The sequence below is a fragment of the Nocardiopsis sp. TRM 82005 genome (genome assembly GCF_056312425.1).
This window is the reverse complement of sequence record NZ_JBWDTQ010000019.1, coordinates 39,493-56,724: the sequence shown is the minus strand read 5'-3', so window position 1 is coordinate 56,724 and position 17,232 is coordinate 39,493. Positions and strand designations below refer to the sequence as shown.

Annotated in this window: 9 protein-coding genes; 2 read left to right on the top strand and 7 right to left on the bottom strand. The window is 71.9% G+C overall.

Going from position 1 to position 17,232, the window contains the following annotated elements; translation table 11 throughout:
* Nucleotides 1-14 precede the first annotated feature (14 nt).
* From AC0T5L_RS15925 to AC0T5L_RS15895, 7 genes are read right to left on the bottom strand one after another with little or no spacing between them, the layout of a single operon-like run.
* A complete protein-coding gene (locus tag AC0T5L_RS15925) occupies nucleotides 15-6,200 on the bottom strand; it encodes a type I polyketide synthase (RefSeq protein WP_476166268.1) in 6,186 nt (2,061 codons plus the stop codon).
* Nucleotides 6,197-7,303 carry an alpha/beta hydrolase gene (locus AC0T5L_RS15920; RefSeq protein WP_476166267.1) on the bottom strand — a complete coding sequence of 369 codons (1,107 nt, stop codon included), beginning with the start codon at nucleotides 7,301-7,303 and terminating at the stop codon, nucleotides 6,197-6,199. The genes AC0T5L_RS15925 and AC0T5L_RS15920 overlap by 4 nt, the downstream gene beginning before the upstream one ends.
* A complete protein-coding gene (locus AC0T5L_RS15915) occupies nucleotides 7,290-8,528 on the bottom strand; it encodes an FAD-dependent monooxygenase (protein WP_476166266.1) in 1,239 nt (412 codons plus the stop codon). Before AC0T5L_RS15915 ends, AC0T5L_RS15920 begins: the two co-directional genes overlap by 14 nt.
* Nucleotides 8,525-9,274: a 2-oxo acid dehydrogenase subunit E2 gene (locus tag AC0T5L_RS15910; protein ID WP_476166265.1), complete on the bottom strand. Its 750-nt coding sequence runs from the start codon at nucleotides 9,272-9,274 to the stop codon at nucleotides 8,525-8,527. The genes AC0T5L_RS15915 and AC0T5L_RS15910 overlap by 4 nt, the downstream gene beginning before the upstream one ends.
* Nucleotides 9,271-9,525 carry an acyl carrier protein gene (locus AC0T5L_RS15905; protein WP_476166264.1) on the bottom strand — a complete coding sequence of 85 codons (255 nt, stop codon included), beginning with the start codon at nucleotides 9,523-9,525 and terminating at the stop codon, nucleotides 9,271-9,273. Before AC0T5L_RS15905 ends, AC0T5L_RS15910 begins: the two co-directional genes overlap by 4 nt.
* Nucleotides 9,515-11,416 (bottom strand): HAD-IIIC family phosphatase, encoded by a 1,902-nt coding sequence (locus tag AC0T5L_RS15900; protein ID WP_476166263.1) that lies wholly within the window; start codon nucleotides 11,414-11,416, stop codon nucleotides 9,515-9,517. The genes AC0T5L_RS15905 and AC0T5L_RS15900 overlap by 11 nt, the downstream gene beginning before the upstream one ends.
* Nucleotides 11,413-12,477, bottom strand: a complete 1,065-nt coding sequence (locus tag AC0T5L_RS15895; protein WP_476166262.1) for a 3-oxoacyl-ACP synthase III family protein — start codon at nucleotides 12,475-12,477, stop codon at nucleotides 11,413-11,415. Before AC0T5L_RS15895 ends, AC0T5L_RS15900 begins: the two co-directional genes overlap by 4 nt.
* A gap of 924 nt (nucleotides 12,478-13,401) precedes the next feature.
* On the opposite strand from AC0T5L_RS15895, the gene AC0T5L_RS15890 reads away from it, so the two are divergent.
* Nucleotides 13,402-14,373 (top strand): aldo/keto reductase, encoded by a 972-nt coding sequence (locus AC0T5L_RS15890; RefSeq protein WP_476166261.1) that lies wholly within the window; start codon nucleotides 13,402-13,404, stop codon nucleotides 14,371-14,373.
* A gap of 298 nt (nucleotides 14,374-14,671) precedes the next feature.
* Nucleotides 14,672-17,167: an ATP-dependent Clp protease ATP-binding subunit gene (locus tag AC0T5L_RS15885; protein WP_476166260.1), complete on the top strand. Its 2,496-nt coding sequence runs from the start codon at nucleotides 14,672-14,674 to the stop codon at nucleotides 17,165-17,167.
* Nucleotides 17,168-17,232 lie beyond the last annotated feature (65 nt).

The following is a 17,232-nucleotide window of genomic DNA, read 5'->3' as shown; positions in this document are numbered from 1 at the left end:
TCGGGGTCAAAGGTTCAGGCGGAGGTGGTGAGGCGCTCGTCCAGCACCGCGGCCAGGGCCTCGGTGCTGCCGTAGGTCCACAGCAGGGTCGGCGAGAGCTTGAGGCCGAAGGCGACCTCCAGCCGGTTGCGCAGCTCCAGGCTCATCAGCGAGTCCAGGCCGAGCTCCTTGAAGGGGATGCGCCGGTCGATGGCCTCGGACTCCATGCGCAGGACGCGCCCGGCCAGCTCCCGCACCTTGGCCTCGACCAGGCCGGGCCGCTCGCCGGGGTCGGCCGCCAGCACACGGACACGGAACTCGTCGCCCTCCATGCCGCCGCTGGTGGCACGGTCCTTGAGCATTTCCCAACTGGGCTGGGCGGCGGTCTCGGGGTAGGCGTCGAACCAGCGGCGCAGGTTCAGGGGCACGTACCCCGTTACGGGGGTGTCGGCGTCGAGCAGCCCCTCCAGGGCCCGCCACGCCTCGGCGGCGGTGAACCCGCCCATGCCGCGGTCGGCGAGCCGGTCCCCTCGGTTGGCGTCGGCGGCGGCCAGGCCCACGTCCGTGAACGGGCCCCACTGCACGCTCAGCGCGGGCAGGCCCCGGTGGCGGCGGGCCACCGCCAGGGAGTCCAGATAGGTGTTGGCCGCCGCGTAGGCGGCCTGGCCGACGTTGCCGACCAAGGCGGCGGCCGACGAGAACAGCAGGAAGAAGTCGAGCGGGTCGTCGCCGGTCAGGGCGTCCAGGTGACGGGCGCCGTCGACCTTGGGGCCGATGACGCGTTCGATCGCCTCGGGGGTCAGGGTGTCGATGGTGGCGTCGTCGAGCACTCCTGCCGCGTGCACGACACCGCACAGCGGCGTGCCGTCCTCGCGCAGTTCGGCCAGGAGCTTCCCGGTGGAGACGGCGTCCGTGACATCGGCGGAGACGACGGTGACCCCGGTCCCGCGCTCACGCAGCGCCTCGATGCGCGCCCGGGCCTCGGCGGTGGGCCGCGACCGGCCGACGAGGGCGAGCGCGCCCGCTCCCCTGTCGGCCATGTGCTCGGCCAGGGACAGGCCCAGCGCGCCCAGGCCGCCGGTGACGAGGTAGCGGCCGTCGGCGCGCAGGCGCCCGCCCGGCATCGCCTCGGGGGTGATGGAGGTGACGGTGTCGGGGCCGGTGAGTACGATCTTGCCGACGTGGACGCCGCGCGCCATGTCACGAAGCGCGTCGGCGGCCTCCGCGAAGGGCCGGGTGGTGTACGGGAGCGGGGTGAACGTCCCCTCGCACACCGCGGCCCAGACGCGGTCGAAGAGCCGTGCGAAGCGCCCGGGGCGCCGGGACATGAGTCCGGCCAGGTCGACCGCGGAGAAGGACACGCCCTTGCGGAACTCCGAGAGGTCCAGGGAACGGCCCTGGTAGATGTCCTTCTTGCCGACCTCGACGAACCGGCCGTCCTCGGCCAGGACCCTCATGCCAAGGCCGATGGCGGCGCCGGAGAGCGAGTTGAGCACGACGTCCACGCCGTGCCCGCCGGTGGCCCCGAGTACTCCGTCGGCCCAGGACAGGTCGCGTGAGTCGAAGACGTGCTCGATCCCGGACTCACGGAGCATCCGCCGCTTGTCCTCGCTGCCGGCGGTGGCGATGACGTGTGCGCCGACCGAGTGCGCCACCCGCACGGCGGCCTGGCCGAGGCCGCCCGCCGCCGAGTGGACCAGCACGGTCTCGCCCTCCTCCAAGCGGGCCAGGTCGCACAACCCGTACCAGGCGGTCATGGCCGCCAGCGGCAGGGTGGCGGCCTCGGCCTCACCGAGGTGGTCGGGGAGGGCGCGCACGTGGTCGGCGCGCAGGGTGACGTGTGAGGCGATGGCACCGAAGACACAGGCCACGACCCGCTGTCCGGGCTCGAAGCCGGCGACCCCCTCGCCGACCGCCGTGATCCGCCCGGCGCACTCGCCGCCGAACAAGTCACCGCCGCTGGGATCGGGGTAGGTGCCCAGGGCCTTCATCACGTCGATGAAGTTCAGCGCCGACGCGCTGACTTGTACCCGTACCTCTCCGGGGCCGGGGTGGTCGGCGGTGAGCGGTCGGAACACGAGCCGCTCCCACAGGCCGGGGCGGTCGGAGGTGAGGCGGTGGGGCCGGCGCGGCGTGGCCCATGCGACGGGAACCGGCTCGCTCTCGTCGGGTCCGCCGGTCAGTCGGCCGACGAGGCGCCGGTCGGCGCGCAGCAGGACCTGGTCCTCACCGTCGTCGGCGAGGAGTTGGGCGACCGCGTCCGCGGCCCGGTCGGGTCCTGCCACGTCGATCACCCGCGGGGACAGTTCACCGTGCTCGCGGCGCAGCACACGGGCGAAGCCCCAGTACAGAGCGGCGCCCGGATCGGGGACCTCGGTGGGGGCCGCGGCCTGAGCGGCGTGGGTGAGCACCGTCAGGCGGGGAGGGACACCGCGTCCGGCACAGGCGCGGACGGTCTCGGTCAGCTCGGTGAGCCCGGCCCGCTGGGCGTCGAGGCCGCGCGCGGCGCTCGGGGCGACGTGGACGACCGCGTCCGCCGGGGTCCCGGCGACACCGGCGGCGCCGCGTGCCCGGTGGACGGTGGCTCCGGCCGCCTCCAGCGCGCGGACCAGGTCCTCGGTGCCGTCGACGGGGTCGCCGACGACCGCCCAGGTGGCCGTGCCCGCGGGGTCGGGGGCGGGGGCGGGACGGTCGAGGTAGGTCATGCGGTGCAGGCGTTCGGTCTCGGCGCCGCGCTGCTCGGTCCCCCGGAGGGGGCTCAGGCGTAGTCCCCTCATGGTCATCAGGGGGCGCTCGTCGTCGTCGAACAGGGTGACGTCGAACAGGTGGGTGCCGCGCCGCACGGTGTGGCTCCACCCGGCCAGGACCGGTTCGGCCAGCTCCTGGTGGAGGGTCACCCGGTCGACCCCGGTCGGGACGACCGTGGCGTCGTCTCCGCACAGCGCGAGGGTGACCTGGAGGGCCCCGTCCCACAGGGCGGGGTGCAGTCCGTGGGGGCGCGCGCCGACCCGGCCGCGCCCGTCGAGGCCGAGTCTGCCCAGCGCCGCGGTGTCGTCGTGGCGCAGTTCGGTGATGACGCGGAAGGCCGGACCGTAGTTGAGGCCGCGCGCGGCGCAGGCGCCGTAGAAGGCCTCGACGTCGGCGGGGCCCGCGGTGCGCAGGGCCTCGGGGAAGGGGGCGGCCTGCTCGTTCCGTGCGGAAGTGTGGTGCGCGCGTGCGGTGGCGTGGGTGGTCCATCCGCTGGCGCCCTCGGGCAGGGACATCAGCGTGAAGCTGCCTCCCTCGGCGACGTCGTCGCGCCACAGGGCGGCCAGGCGGACGGTGTCGTCGGCCAGGGTGAGGTCGCTCAGGAACCGCACGTCGACCAGGTCGCGGGGCAGCGCGCCGCCGCGCGCACGGGCGGTGGCGAGGGCGAGGGCGAGCATGCCCGCGCCGGGGTAGACGACGGCGTCGTGGACCCGGTGGTCGTCGAGCCAGGGCTGGTCGCGCACGTCGAGGGTGATCTCGCCCTGCCAGGCGTCCTGTTCGACGGTGAGCGGGGACAGGGTGAGCTCGGTTCCGCCTCCGGTGCGCCTGCGGGCCTCGGGCACCCAGTAGCGGGTGCGCTGCCACGGATAGGGCGGCAGGTCGGTGCGCGCGTCGTCGGGTACGTGCGCCACGGGTTCCAGCCCGCTGGTGTAGGCGCGGGCGAACGCGCGGGCCAGGTCGGTGGTGGTACCGCGGTCGCGGCGCAGCGTGGTCAGCACGCTGGCGTCGGTTCCGTGCTCGCCGACCAGCCCCTCCAGGGCCATGGCCAGGACCGGGTGGGCGCTGACCTCCACGACGTGGGTGACACCGTCGTCGAGCAGGGCGCCGACCGACTCGGCGAAGCGCACCGGGCGGCGCAGGTTGGCGATCCAGTAGTCGGCGTCGAGTTCGGCGCCGGTGAGTACGCGTGCCTCGACCGTGGACATCATCGGCATGGCCCCCTCGCCGGGCGCCACGTCCGTCAGCTCCCGGAGCAGGTCCCCGGAGATCTCGTCCACCTGGGGGCTGTGCGAGGCGTAGTCCACCTTGACCAGGCGGCAGTCCACCCCGTCGGCCTCCAGCAGCTCCTTGAGCACCAGGACGGAGTCGGACTCGCCGGAGAGCACGCACGAGGTCGGTCCGTTGTTGACCGCGAGGGAGACGAGCTCCTCGAAGCCCTCCAGGGAGCGCTGGGCGCTGTCCCTGTCGAGCTCGACGGCCATCATGAGCCCCTTGCCCGCGATGGCGCGGACGGCGGCGCTGCGGCGCGCCACCACACGGGCCGCGTCCTCGTAGGACAGCGCTCCGCTGACGGTGGCCGCGGAGACCTCGCCCTGGCTGTGGCCGACCACGACGTCGGGTTCGACGCCGGCCGCGCGCCACAGCTCGGCCAGCCCGACCGAGGTCGCCCACAGCACGGGCTGGAGCACGTCGACCTGGTCGGTCCAGGCGGTCCCGGCACCGCCGGTGATCACCTCGGCGAGGTCCCAGTCGACGTGGGCGGCCAGGGCACGCCCGCAGCGGTCGACGGTCGCGCGGAAGACGGGGGCGTGCTCGTAGAGTTCCCGCCCCATGTCGGCCCACTGGGAGCCCTGGCCGGGGAAGACGAACGCGACGCGTCCGACGGGGCCGGGGTGCCCGGTGAGGACGTCGGCGGACTCCTCGGGATCATGGGTGCCGCCCGCGAGGGTACGCAGCCCCTCGGCCAGGTCGGCGGGGTCGGTGGCGATCAGTGCGGCGCGTACCGACAGGTGGTCGCGGCGCCGTGCCAGCGCCCCGGTCATGCCGGGCACGTCCAGTCCTCCGGTGGCCAGGGCCTCGGCCAGGTCGCCGGCGCGCTGGCGCAGCGCGGCCTCGGAGTGGGCGCTGAGCGCGGTGAGGAGGGCGGGCACCGGCTCGGCCGTACCAGGCCGTGCGGTCTCGGGCGCGCTGGTGAGGACGGCGTGGGCGTTGGTGCCGCCCCATCCGAAGGAGTTGACCGCCATGTGCAGGGGCTCGTCGCCCGGCAGTTCGAGCGGGGAGCGCACCGGGGCGATGTTGAGATCGTCGAAGGCGATCTCGGGGCTGAGGGTCTCGGCGTGCAGGCTGGCCGGGACGGTGCGGTGCCCCAGCGCGAGGATGACCTTGACCAGTCCGGCCAGGCCCGCGGCGGCCTCCAGGTGGCCGATGTTGGTCTTGACCGATCCGATGCGCAGGGGCCCGGCCCCGGGCGATCGGGTGGTGCCCAGGACGTGGCCGATGGCTTCGGCCTCGATGGGGTCGCCCTTGGGGGTTCCGGTTCCGTGCGCCTCGACGTAGGCGAGCCGGTCCGGAGACAGGCCCAGGTCGCCGTAGGTGGTGCGCAGCAGGTCCTCCTGCCCGGCCGGATTGGGCGAGGCCAGGCTGTCACCGCCGCCGTCGTTGTTGACCGCGGTGCCCGCCAGGACGGCATGGATCCGGTCGCCGTCGGCCAGGGCGGCGTCCAGGGGCTTGAGGTGGAGGGCGACCACGCCCTCGCCGCGCACGAACCCGTCGGCGTCGGCGGAGAACGCCTGGCACAGGCCGCGGTCCGACAGACCGCCGAAGTGCGTCAGCCCGATGGACACGTCGGGGGTGAGGATGAGGTTGACGCCGCCGACCAGGGCGGAGTCGATCTCGCCGTGCCGGATGGCCTGGGCCGCCAGGTGCAGGGCGACCATGGCCGAGGAGCACCCGGTCTCGACGGTCATGCTGGGGCCGGTCAGGCCGAGGAAGTAGGACACGCGGGCGGCGATGACGTCCGGGGCGTTGCCCACCGCGCTGTGCTGCGTGGCCGGGGCGCCGCGCTCCTTGCGCAGGAGCTCGTAGTCGTGCCAGGAGGCCCCCACGTACACGCCGCAGCGAGTGCCGCGCAGGCGGCCCGCGGTCTGCCCGCCGTCCTCCAGGGCACGCCAGGCGGCCTCCAGGACGAGGCGCTGCTGGGGGTCGATGTCCCCGGCCTCGCGCGGGGAGATCCCGAAGAACACGGGGTCGAAGTCGCCGACGTCGTCGAGGAAGCCGCCGACGGCCTGGACGTGCTTCTCCGGGTCGAGCTGGGCGGTGGCGTCCCAGCGGTCCGCCGGGACCGGACCGATGGCGTGGCGGCCCTCGGTCAGCATGTTCCAGAGGGCACCGGGGTCGGGTGCGCCGGGCAGGCGGCTCGCCAGGCCCACGATGGCGACCTCGCGGGTGTCCTTGTCGTGGTCCGCTGGGCTCAAGGGGTTCCTCCAGTGGCGACGGGGCCGTTGTACAGCGGCCGGATACGCATCAGGCGACGGGTCAGCAGGCCGAGGAGGGAGGACAGTCCCCGTCGTCCGGCGTGCTGGCACAGGGCGGTGAGGGTGAGCAGGCGCGTCTGCCGAAGGTGGTGGGGCGCGCCGTGCACGTCGTCGAAGGCGTAGACGCTCAGGCCGGTGTTGAGCACCGAGGCGTCCCGCCAGTCACGGCAGGGGATGATCTCGTCGCGGGTACTGGCCACGTAGGTGACCGGCATACGCAGCGCGGCGATCTCGTCGGGGGCGAGGGCCAGTTCGTCCAGCCGGGCGGCCAGGTCGTCGTGGCTGACGCGGGCCGCCCGGCTCAGCGCGCCCCGGGTGATCCGGGGCATGCCGGCGCGCGCGTCGGGGTCGGTGAAGAAGGCCCGCAGGGGCGCGCCGACGGTGACCAGGCGCCGGAGGCGTTCGTCCCGCGCCGAGCACAGCATGGCCAGGTGGCCGCCGAAGCTGGGCGCCACGGCCAGGGTGTCGGCCGCGTCGCAGTCGTCGGCGACGGCGTCCATGATGGCGGTGTAGACGTCCGCCGCGCCCCTGGAGTAGGGCACCTCGTTCTCCCCCACGCCGGGGAAGTCGGCGATGGCGATGGCGCAGCCCAGCCTGCGGCTCAGCCCCAGGAAGCCGCTCCACTGCTCCTTGAGCGCGACGATGCCGCCCATCATCACCACGAGGGGCGCGCCGGCCTTGGGAGGCCGGGAGAAGAGGAAGGACACCTCGGCCTCACCGACCCGGGCGGTGCGCTTCTCCCCCGCGCTGGTCTCGGCCAGCCAACCTGCGGTGGCGGAGGCGGCGCTGCGCGCCGCGGAGGCCTTGGCCGGGGTGTCGGCGCAGGGGAAGCGCGCCAGGACGTACAGGTTGGCGGCCTCGGGAGCGTTGCCGCTCTCGTGGCGCTCGGCGGCCAGGCGGGACCACTCGGTGACCCACCCGCCCTCTCCGACGCCGTCCAGGTCGTGGATCCGGCCGAGCGCCTGCTCGATCTCGGCGGCGCTGAGGCCCATGTGCCGGGCGTGGAGCCGGACGAACTCCTTCGCCTCGTCAAGCGCGCGCATACAGGTCCTCGGTGTCCATGTCGTGGGGGGCGTTCAGGACGCGGTCGAGCAGGCGGTACTTGAACGGCAGCCGGTTGATGACACGCAGCCGGGTCCGCCGCATGACCGTTCCCGCGGTCGAGGAGTGGGCCAGGGCCGCCTCCTGGAAGCGCTGGAACCGGGTGACCATCGTCTTGTGCTTGCGCCGTTCGGCGGTGACCGCGTCGAAGGCGTCCGCGGGGAGCGCACCCTCCCTCTCCTTCAGCGCGCGTGTGATCACCGGGCAGAAGTACACCGCGTCCTGGATGGCGAGGTTGACGCCCTGGCCGAGGATGGGGGTGCAGGTGTGGGCGGCGTCGCCGACGAGCAGCAGGCCGTCGCGGCTCCAGGTCTCCATGTCGGTCGTGAAGATCTCCAGGAAGGACGTGTCCTTCCAGGAGGTGATGTGCTCCTCGACCAGGTCGGTGAGTTGTGGGGCGACCTCCCCGATCCCCGCCTTGAACGCCTCCAGGCCTTGGGCGCGCACGTCGGCGAGACCGCGTTTGGGCAGGTTGTAGCCCACGCGCAGCAGATCGGGGAAGGCGGGCAGGATCACCAGGTGCCTGTCTCCGGAGGCGACGAGGTTGCCGTCGTGCCCCCAGTCGTCGGGACGCGGCAGCTTGAACCACAGGAAGTCGCGTTCCATCGGCTGAACGTCGGCGGCCAGGCCGGAGAGCTTGCGGGTCTTGGAGAAGCGGCCGTCCGCGCCGACGACGAGCCGGGCGCGCACCTCCACGCGCTCGTCACCGCGGCGCAGCACACCGCCACGTACTTCGCCGTCCTCCTCGACCAGGCTGGTCAGGTTGGACTGGGGCATGTACGTGAAGTTCGGGTACTCGGCCGACTTGTCCAGGAACGCGCCGATGAGGGCGGGTTGGGGGATGTCGATGGGTACGGCCTCGATGGGGAAGCGCCGGTAGTCGATGTGCATCACGCGGCGGCCCTTCTCCCACTGCCCGATGCCCGTCATCTCGACGAACCCGTGCTCCCGCAGGGCCTCCTCGAAGCCGAGCTCGCGCAGGGTCAGCACCGAGCGGGCGGCGATGGTCTCGCCGCGGAAACTGCGCTCCAACGTGGACTGCTTCTCGGCCAGGACCACGTCCACCCCGGCTCGGGCCAGCAGGTGCGCGAGGAGCCCTCCGCCGGGGCCCGCGCCCACGACGAGGACGTCGGTGCGCACCGTACTTCCGCTCTCGCGCGTCGTCATGTCCAGTTCTCCAGTCCGTGTTTGACCTCGCCCAGCAGCTCCGCCGCGAGGGCGCCGTCAACGACCCGGTGGTCGAAGGTGAGGCTGAGGGTGAGCACCGGTCGGACGGCGACCTCTCCGTCGCGTACGACCGGGGTGTCGGTGATGGTGCCGATCCCGAAGCCCCAGGTCCCGCCGATCATCGGCAGGATGGCGCGCACCGGTTCGTGGCCCACCGAGGTCACTGAGAAGGTGCCCTGGAGCCGGGCCCGGCGCCGGGGGTCGCGCAGGACGGCCTTGTAGAGCATGCGCACCAGCGGCAGGGGCAGGCGCTGGAGTCTGCGCACCTGGGCGAAGGGGCCGTCCGGTGTGGCGTCGTCCTTCTTGTGGTCGTCGATCACCCTCTGGATGTCGGCGACGCCGAGGTCCTGCGCGGACTCCACGGATCCGGAGAGCACGCAGCGCTGACCGTCGACGGTCTTGTCGAACAGGACCTTGGCGTGCACGTCCTCGATCGTGGCCAGCCGGGGGCGCAGGCCGTCGCGCAGGACCGTACGGGCGTCGCCGTTGGCCGCGATCGCGTCGGCGGCGGCCTTGACGACGTAGCTGACGTAGCTGGTGCGCTCGGCCGCGGCCTCACGGTCCCGGCGCAGCTCGGTGACGTCGACGTCGGCCAGGAGGTGGACGTGGCAGGTGTTGCGGGCGTCGCGCAGGAACGCGTAGGTCTGGCGGCGCTGGGCGGGGATGCCCCGCAGGGGTGTGCTCACTGGTCGGCTCCGTCACGGGCGGACACATGGGGGTCCAGGACCGATGCCATGTCACCGAGGGTCCGGGCACGTTCGAACGCGTCGTAGTCGAGTTCGGCGCCCAGTTCGCGTTCCAGGTAGACGAGCACGCGCAGGGCGTTGACCGAGTCCCAGCCCTCGACGTCCGCCAGGGGCGTCTTCGGGGTCAGGCCGTCCTCGTCGACGTCCAGGAGGTCGGCCACGACCTCGTTGAGCAGTTCCTCAGAGCGCATCGATGATCTCCTCGCCTTGGGTGATGGTGATCCAGGCGGGAAGCGGTGGGGGCTCCGCCAGGTCGTGGTGGAAGGTACGGGGGCCGCCTGCGGCGCCCGCCTCGTCGGTCACGTCGGTGAACCCCGCCTCCGGGTAGAAGCCCGCGAACTTCGCGTTGCGGTCGGTCCGGGCGAAGGAGGCGACGACCGCGGGGGCGCCGTGGCGGAGCGCGGCGCGCAGGACGCTGCCGACGATCGCGTGCTCCACGTCGCGGGAGAAGACCCGGCAGCTCATGACGATGTTGCCGATCTCCCAGGCCCCGCCGTCCCCGGGGAGCAGGGCCAGCGCGGCGATCAGCCCGTTGTCGCCGAACCGGTCGGTCAGGCGGGCGGCGTAGAAGCCGCCGCCCCGGGCGGTGATCCGTGCGACCTCCTCGGCACCGTAGCGGTGGCCGGAGAGGTTGAACTGGTTGGTCTTGGCGAACAGCTGGACCACCCGGGCGGAGTTGAGGTCGTCCAGGGGTTCCAGGGAGAGCTTGGACTCCAGGGCGTGCAGGTAGCTCTCCAGGTTGTCCGACCCCACCCGCAGCTGCTCGCGGCCGGTCTGGGCGCGGTACATGTCGGAGCGGCCGCGGTCCTCCTGTGTGAGCCGCAGCAGGTCGACCCCGGCGGCGCGGGCGACGAACAGGGCGTAGCCGCTCGGGTCCGCGGGCATCTCGGGGACGGTGACCTCGGGCAGCGCGTGGCGCATGAGCTCGCGTTCGGCGGGGTTGTCGTCGACGAACACCATGGAGTCGGCGCCGATGTTGAGTCCACGGGCGAGTTCGGCGACGTTGTCCGGTTTGGGTCGCCAGTTGGCGTGGACGGCGACCAGGTCCTCACGGGAGAGCACCATCTCGGGGTGGGTGGCGATGGCCTCCTCGGCGACGGCCTGGTCGTTCTTGGAGCTGACCGCGAGTACGACGCCCTGGCGGCCGAGGTCGCGCGCCATCCGCTGTAGCTCGCTGAAGGCGGACCCGGGATAGGCGCCGCCGACGCGGACGCCGCCGACGCCGTCATCTCCGACCACCCCTCCCCACAGGGTGTTGTCCAGGTCCAGGACCAGGCACTTGCGGGCCAGTCCGAGCTCGGCGCGGGCCACACGGGCCAGCTCCTCGGCGTAGGCGAGCAGGAAGCGGGGGGAGAACGCCTGACTCGCGATGTGACGCATGCGGTCGTCGGCCGCCACGGTCGGGGTGTCGAGGCCGGAGGTGTCCAGGACCACGACCGAGGCGTGGCCGGCGGCCAGAGCCAGGATGTCGGCGTTCATCCGGTGCCAGGCCGAGGCCAGGCGCGCGCGGCCGGCGTAGTCGACGTGGCGCGCGCGGGCCAGCGGGGACAGGGGCACGGTGTTGAGGACGACGGTGCCGCCGAGGGCGCTCCGGCACGCGCGCGCCCACTCCCCCAGTTCGGCGGCGAACCCGGCGCAGCGCTGCTCCACCTGGTCCAGGTCGAGGGGGTCGGCCACAGCCGACAGGACGGCCCGGTCGTCGAGCAGGCAGCTGACCACGCGGGGTGCCAGCTCGCCGAGTTCGGGTGCCCCGGTGAGGATCTCCAGCTGCCACTGGTCGAATCCGGCTGCGCGTGTGGCGGTGGCGACGCCCTCACGGGCCAGGGCGGCGACGGCCATGGGTGGCAGCGGATCGATGGTGGAGCTGGCGAGAAAGGCGATCCGGGTCTCGCGGAAGGAACCGGACTCGGTGAGCGCGACGCGCTGTTTGGCTCCGCCGACGAGGCGCCCGGCTGCCTCCAGGTCGAGCGGATCGGTCAGTTCGGCGATCAGCGCTCGGACCCGGTCGGGGTCGGTGCCCAGGCCGGCGCGTTTGAGGGCACGCAGTTCGGCGATCGGGCCGCGGCGCTCGGTGGTGCTCAACGGTCCCCACCTCCGTCCCAGCGCAGCGCCATCCCCGAGACGACCCACTTGGAGGACTCGATGGCGGTGAGCAGTACGCGTTCGCCGTGGCTGTCGGAGGTGTCCGCGATACGGCGCAGCGCCCGGTTGAGCTGGATGAACGGCAGGGCGTTGCCGTTGTTTCCGGTGTCGGCGACACAGGAGACCGCCTGCTCCGGGCGCACCCCCATGTGTTCGCGGATGCGTTCGGTCATCACACCGTTGAGCTGGGGGGTGAGGACGTGCTCGACCTCGGCGACCGGCCAGCCCGCGGACGCCGCCAGTTCCGTGAGGACCTCGGTGGCCAGGCCGGGCACGTTGGCCTCGATGGCCTTGTAGTCCTCCTCCGCCATCGGTTCGGGAACCGGGTCGCCCTTGGGTCCGGTGATCGTGGGGGCTCCCTCGGCTCCGTACCAGCGGACCAGCTGGGCCGGTTCACGGCCTTTGCCGACAGTGCGCAGGATCATGTGCTCGGTGGCCAGCGCGGGGCCCTCGCCCTCGGCCTCGACCACGGCGGCTCCGGCGCCGTCCCCGAACATCGCGAAGTTGACCATCCCAGCGGGACCGAGCTCGCGGACCGCCTCGTCGCTGGAGGGCATCAGCCTGCGGCAGGTGTCGGCGCCGATCACCAGGCCGCGTCCAGCCCCCGACGCCAGCAGGGCACGGGCCGTGTAGAGGCCCTGGAGGGCTCCGGCGCACCCCGACATCAGCTGGAAGACGGGCAGGTCGTTCAGACCGAGCCGGTCGGCGACGAGGTTGGCCGTCGACGGCATCAGGTGGTCGGGGGAGGCTGTGGCGAGGATGAGGAAGTCCAGGTCGCCCGGCCCCACGGTGGCCGAGTCCATGGCCTGCTTCCCGGCGTCGGTGGCCAGTTCGCCCGTGAGCTTGGGCACCCCGTCCGGACTGTCCGGATCGCACAGGTACCGGGCGCGGTTGCCAGTGATCCGCTCGAGCCACCGCTCGTGCAGCCCGAAGCGTTCGGCAAGGTCACGGTTGGTCACGGGGGTGCCCGGCAATACCTCGCTCAGGGCTTTGATACGCATTCGACTCTTCCCATAGAAGTGGTTTCACCCGACGGTGACTAGGAAGTTCAACATTGAATAAAACACAATGTGACCCTCGCCACTCTGCTGGAAGCCGGAGCGGCTGTTTTCCGGGTCAACCCCCCGGAAACTGCCACGGCCTCTCCGCCATCAGTGACGACATTAGAGACACAAAGGGCATAGCAACCACCCCTAAACCAACACTGGGAACCCCTAAAAGACCCCTAAAACCACAAGGACAGAAAGCGACAGCACGACAACACACGGTAGGTTCCATATTTGCTTCCGAGGAGCGCCTCCGCTTTCCCAGAAGTGTTACCCGAAGTAGCCCCCGTACTGCGCAGCGCCCCTGCCAGCGAGTCGCCCACGGGTCACCCCCAGCAGTCGGTGACCGCTCATGCCCTGGGGCACTCCCCCAACCTCGGGGCATGGTGACCCTACGCGTTCACCGCCTCACCGCACCACGAACACGAGAATTCCGACACCGGCCGGAACGTGCCGCAGACCCACGCGGCGGAACCCCCAGGAATCCACACCGCGCACAGTTCGTGTTCGCACGGACACGCGCCACGGCTTCCGCGAATCGGTCCGCACCGGCGCCACCGCCGTTCTCATGAAGAAACAGGCAAGGAGAATTCTGTTTCGCTTATCCCGCGCGCCATCTCAGCGGCACCGCATGTACCGGGTCCGAACCGCGGTGTTACCCCACCGAAACAGAAGCCAAGAGTTGAAGCGCGTCGAAATCCGGTTGATCCTCGAAGTACCGCGTAGGGAAACCTCCCCCTTTTTTCGGTACCCCGTACCCGGTCCTGCTGGGGGGGCTGCACCCCGCAGGTGCACGGGGGGCATGGTCGCTCACGCCGAAAGGCCGACCACGGCACTAGCCTGTCGACCGCACCCAGCATCCGACGGAACACGGTGACCATGAACGACGTACAGCTTCGCCGACTCGGCCGCTCCGAACTGCGCGTCTCCCCCCTGTGCCTGGGCGGGAACGTCTTCGGTTGGACAGCGGACGAACACGCCTCGTTCCGGACCCTGGACGCCTACACGGCCGCGGGCGGCAACTTCGTCGACACCGCCGACGCCTACTCCGCCTGGGTGGAGGGGCACCGGGGCGGCGAGTCCGAGACGGTCATCGGCCGCTGGCTGGCCTCCCGCGGGCGCCCCTCCGACCTGGTCATCGCCACGAAGGTCAGCCAGCACCCCGACTTCCCCGGCCTGTCCGGACCCAACGTCAAGGCCGCCGCGAAGGCCTCCCTAGAGCGGCTGGGCGTGGAGGCCATCGACCTGTACTACGCACACTTCGACGACACCGAGACCCCACTGGCCGAGAGCGCGCGCGCCTTCTCCGAACTGGTGGACGAGGGCAGGGTCCGCTACGTGGGCCTGTCCAACCACGGCCCAGAGCGCGTCCGGGAGTGGCTGGACGTCTGCGAGCGCGAGGGGCTGCACGCCCCGGTGTGCGTGCAGCCCCCGTACAACCTGATGGAGCGCGGGATCGAGGCCGACCTGATGCCGCTGGCCCGCGATCGCGGCCTGGCCCTGCTGCCCTACTTCGGCCTGGCCCGCGGCTTCCTCACCGGCAAGTACCGTCCGGGCGCCACCGGAGTCGACAGCCCGCGCGCGGGCAAGGCCCGCGCCTACTTGGACGATCCGCGCGGCGAACGGGTGCTCCGGGCGCTGGACACCGTCGCCGAGAGGGGCGGTATCTCCCAGGCGGCCGCCGCGCTGTCGTGGCTGGCGGACCGGCCGTCCGTGGTGTCGGTGCTCGCCAGCGCCCGCAGCCCCGAACAGCTCACCGACCTGCTGCCCGTCAACCGCATGCGGCTGGGTGACGAGCCCACGGCGCTGCTCACCGAAGCCTCCGGCTCCGAGCGCTCCGCGACCTCCTGAAGGCCGCCGCCCGCGCCGTGCCGGGCGCGCCCGTGCCCCCGAGGCGTTTCTCCCGGCGACACGTGCGGCCGGACAAAGGGGTTCGCCTCCCGGCTCCGGGTGTTATCCCGTGCCTGGCCGGGGTAGCTGGCCGTGACGGGGCCCCGGCCCGGCGCGGGTCCCCTGGCGCGGACCCGGCGCGGGCGGACTGCGGCCCTCGCGCGCTTCGCGCCCCACACCGGGACCCGCTACCGGCCAATCCACGGGTATTCACCTAAGGTGAACAGGCAACTACAGCACGCACGGGGGACGAGACGAGATGACAAACGACTTTCCCGACGACCGCGGCAGCGACCCGGGGTCGTTCGACGAGTTCCTGGCGCGCTTCCTGGGGGCACGGGGGCCCATCCGCCGCGTGGACCTGTCCAAGCTGATGAGCCCGGAGGCCCAGCAGGTGGCCGACGCCGCGGTGCGGAGCGCCCTGGAGACCGGCGGCGCCGACGTCGACACGGTTCACCTGCTGTGGTCGCTGCTACGCCACCCGCCCACTCGGGAGCTGCTGGAGCGTACCGGCTCCGACACGCAGCAGATCATCGACATCATCGACCACGCGGTGTCCCAGGCCCCGAGATCGGTGCGTGGGTCGGCCCGGCTCACCCCCGCCGCCAAGCGCACCCTGCTCGACGCCCTCCAGATCGCTCGGGCCACCGGCAGCTCCAGCATCACACCCGAGCACCTGCTCTTCGCCCTGGCGGTCAACACCGACAACGCCGTCGGCCAGCTCCTGCACAGCTCGGGGGTCAACCCCCAGTCCCTACAGAAGTCGTCCGGGACCCCGGCCTCCCCCTCGCAGCAGGGTGAGGGAGAGCCGTCGTCCACTCCGACCCTGGACGAGTACGGCACCGACATGACCGCGCTGGCCCGCGAGGGCCGCCTGGACCCGGTGGTCGGCCGCGACAACGAGGTCGAGCAGTGCATCGAGGTACTGGCCCGGCGCCGCAAGAACAACCCGGTCCTCATCGGTGACCCGGGCGTGGGCAAGACCGCGATCGTGGAGGGGATCGCCCAGCGCATCTTCGACGACGACGTCCCCGAGACCCTGCGCGAACGCCGCCTGATCCAGCTCGACCTGGCCGGGATCGTGGCGGGTACGCGCTACCGGGGCGACTTCGAGGAGCGCCTGAACAAGATCGTGGACGAGATCCGCGACCAGTCCGAGCATCTGCTCATCTTCATCGACGAGGTCCACACCATCGTCGGCGCCGGTGCCGCCGAGGGCTCCACGAGCGCCGGGAACATGCTCAAACCCGCGCTGGCCCGCGGGGAGCTGCACATCATCGGCGCGACCACCGTGGACGAGTACCGCAAGAACATCGAGAAGGACGCCGCCCTGGAGCGTCGCTTCCAGCCGATCCTGGTGCCCGAGCCCTCGGTGGAGGACACCGTCGAGATCCTGCGCGGACTGCGCGACCGCTACGAGGCCCACCACCAGGTGAGGTTCAACGACGAGAGCCTGGTCGCGGCGTCCGAGCTGTCGGACCGCTACGTCACCGACCGGTTCCTGCCGGACAAGGCCATCGACCTCATCGACCAGGCGGGCGCACGGGTACGCCTGCGGCTGAAGACCTCCAGTACCGCCCTGCGCGACCTGGAGGGCAAGCTCAAGAACCTGGAGGCGGAGAAGGAGAAGGCGGTCCAGGAGGAGAACTACGAGCGGGCCTCGTCGCTGCGCGACGAGATCGCCACCGCCAAGGGGGACATCCACCAGGCGCGCGGCACCGGTTCGTCGGTACCGGAGGTGACCGGTGCCGACATCGCCGAGGTGGTCTCCCGCAGCACCGGTATCCCGGTCACCCAGCTCACCCAGGAGGAGCGGGAACGACTGGTGAACCTGGAGGAGGTGCTGCACGAGCGGGTGATCGGCCAGGACGAGGCGGTCACGGCCGTGGCGGAGGCGATCCGCCGCTCGCGGGCCGGCCTGGGCGACCCCGACCGGCCGGTGGGCAGCTTCCTGTTCCTGGGTCCGACCGGTGTGGGCAAGACGGAGCTGGCGCGAGCGCTGGCCCAAGCCCTGTTCGGGTCCGAGGACTCCATGGTCCGCATCGACATGAGCGAGTTCCAGGAACAGCACACCACCAGCCGCCTGACGGGCGCGCCCCCCGGGTTCGTGGGTTACGAGGAGGCGGGCCAGCTCACAGAGGCGGTGCGCCGCCACCCGTACTCGGTGCTGCTGCTGGACGAGGTCGAAAAGGCCCACCAGGACGTGTTCAACCTGCTGCTGCAACTGCTGGACGACGGGCGGCTGACCGACGGCAAGGGCCGCACGGTGGACTTTCGCAACACGGTGGTCATCATGACCAGCAACCTGGGGTCGGAGGTGATCACCGGCGGTGGCCCGATGGGTTTCACCAGCGGCGGCCAGATGGACCCCGACACCGAGCAGCGGGTGTTGCGGCGGCTACAGGAGGAGTTCCGCCCCGAGTTCATCAACCGTATCGACGAGGTGATCGTCTTCAAGCAGTTGGGCGAGGAGGAGCTGGGCAGGATCACCCGGCTGATGCTGGAGCACACCGAACAGCGGCTGCGGGCGCAGGACATCACCGTGCGGTTCACCGACGAGGCGGTGGGATGGCTGTCCGAACGCGGCTACCAGCCCACCTACGGCGCTCGGCCGATGGCGCGTACGATCCAGCGCCAGGTCGGCAACCGGCTCTCGCGCATGGTGCTGGACCAGCAGATCGTGGCGGGCGACAACGTGCTGGTGGACGTGGACGAGAACGAGCAGCTGCGGATCTCCACCGTGCCGTCTTTCTGACCCGGGGCCCGGCGGGCTCCCCTGGCACGGGGTGTCGGCGAGGAGCGCCTCACCGGGTGCCGAGT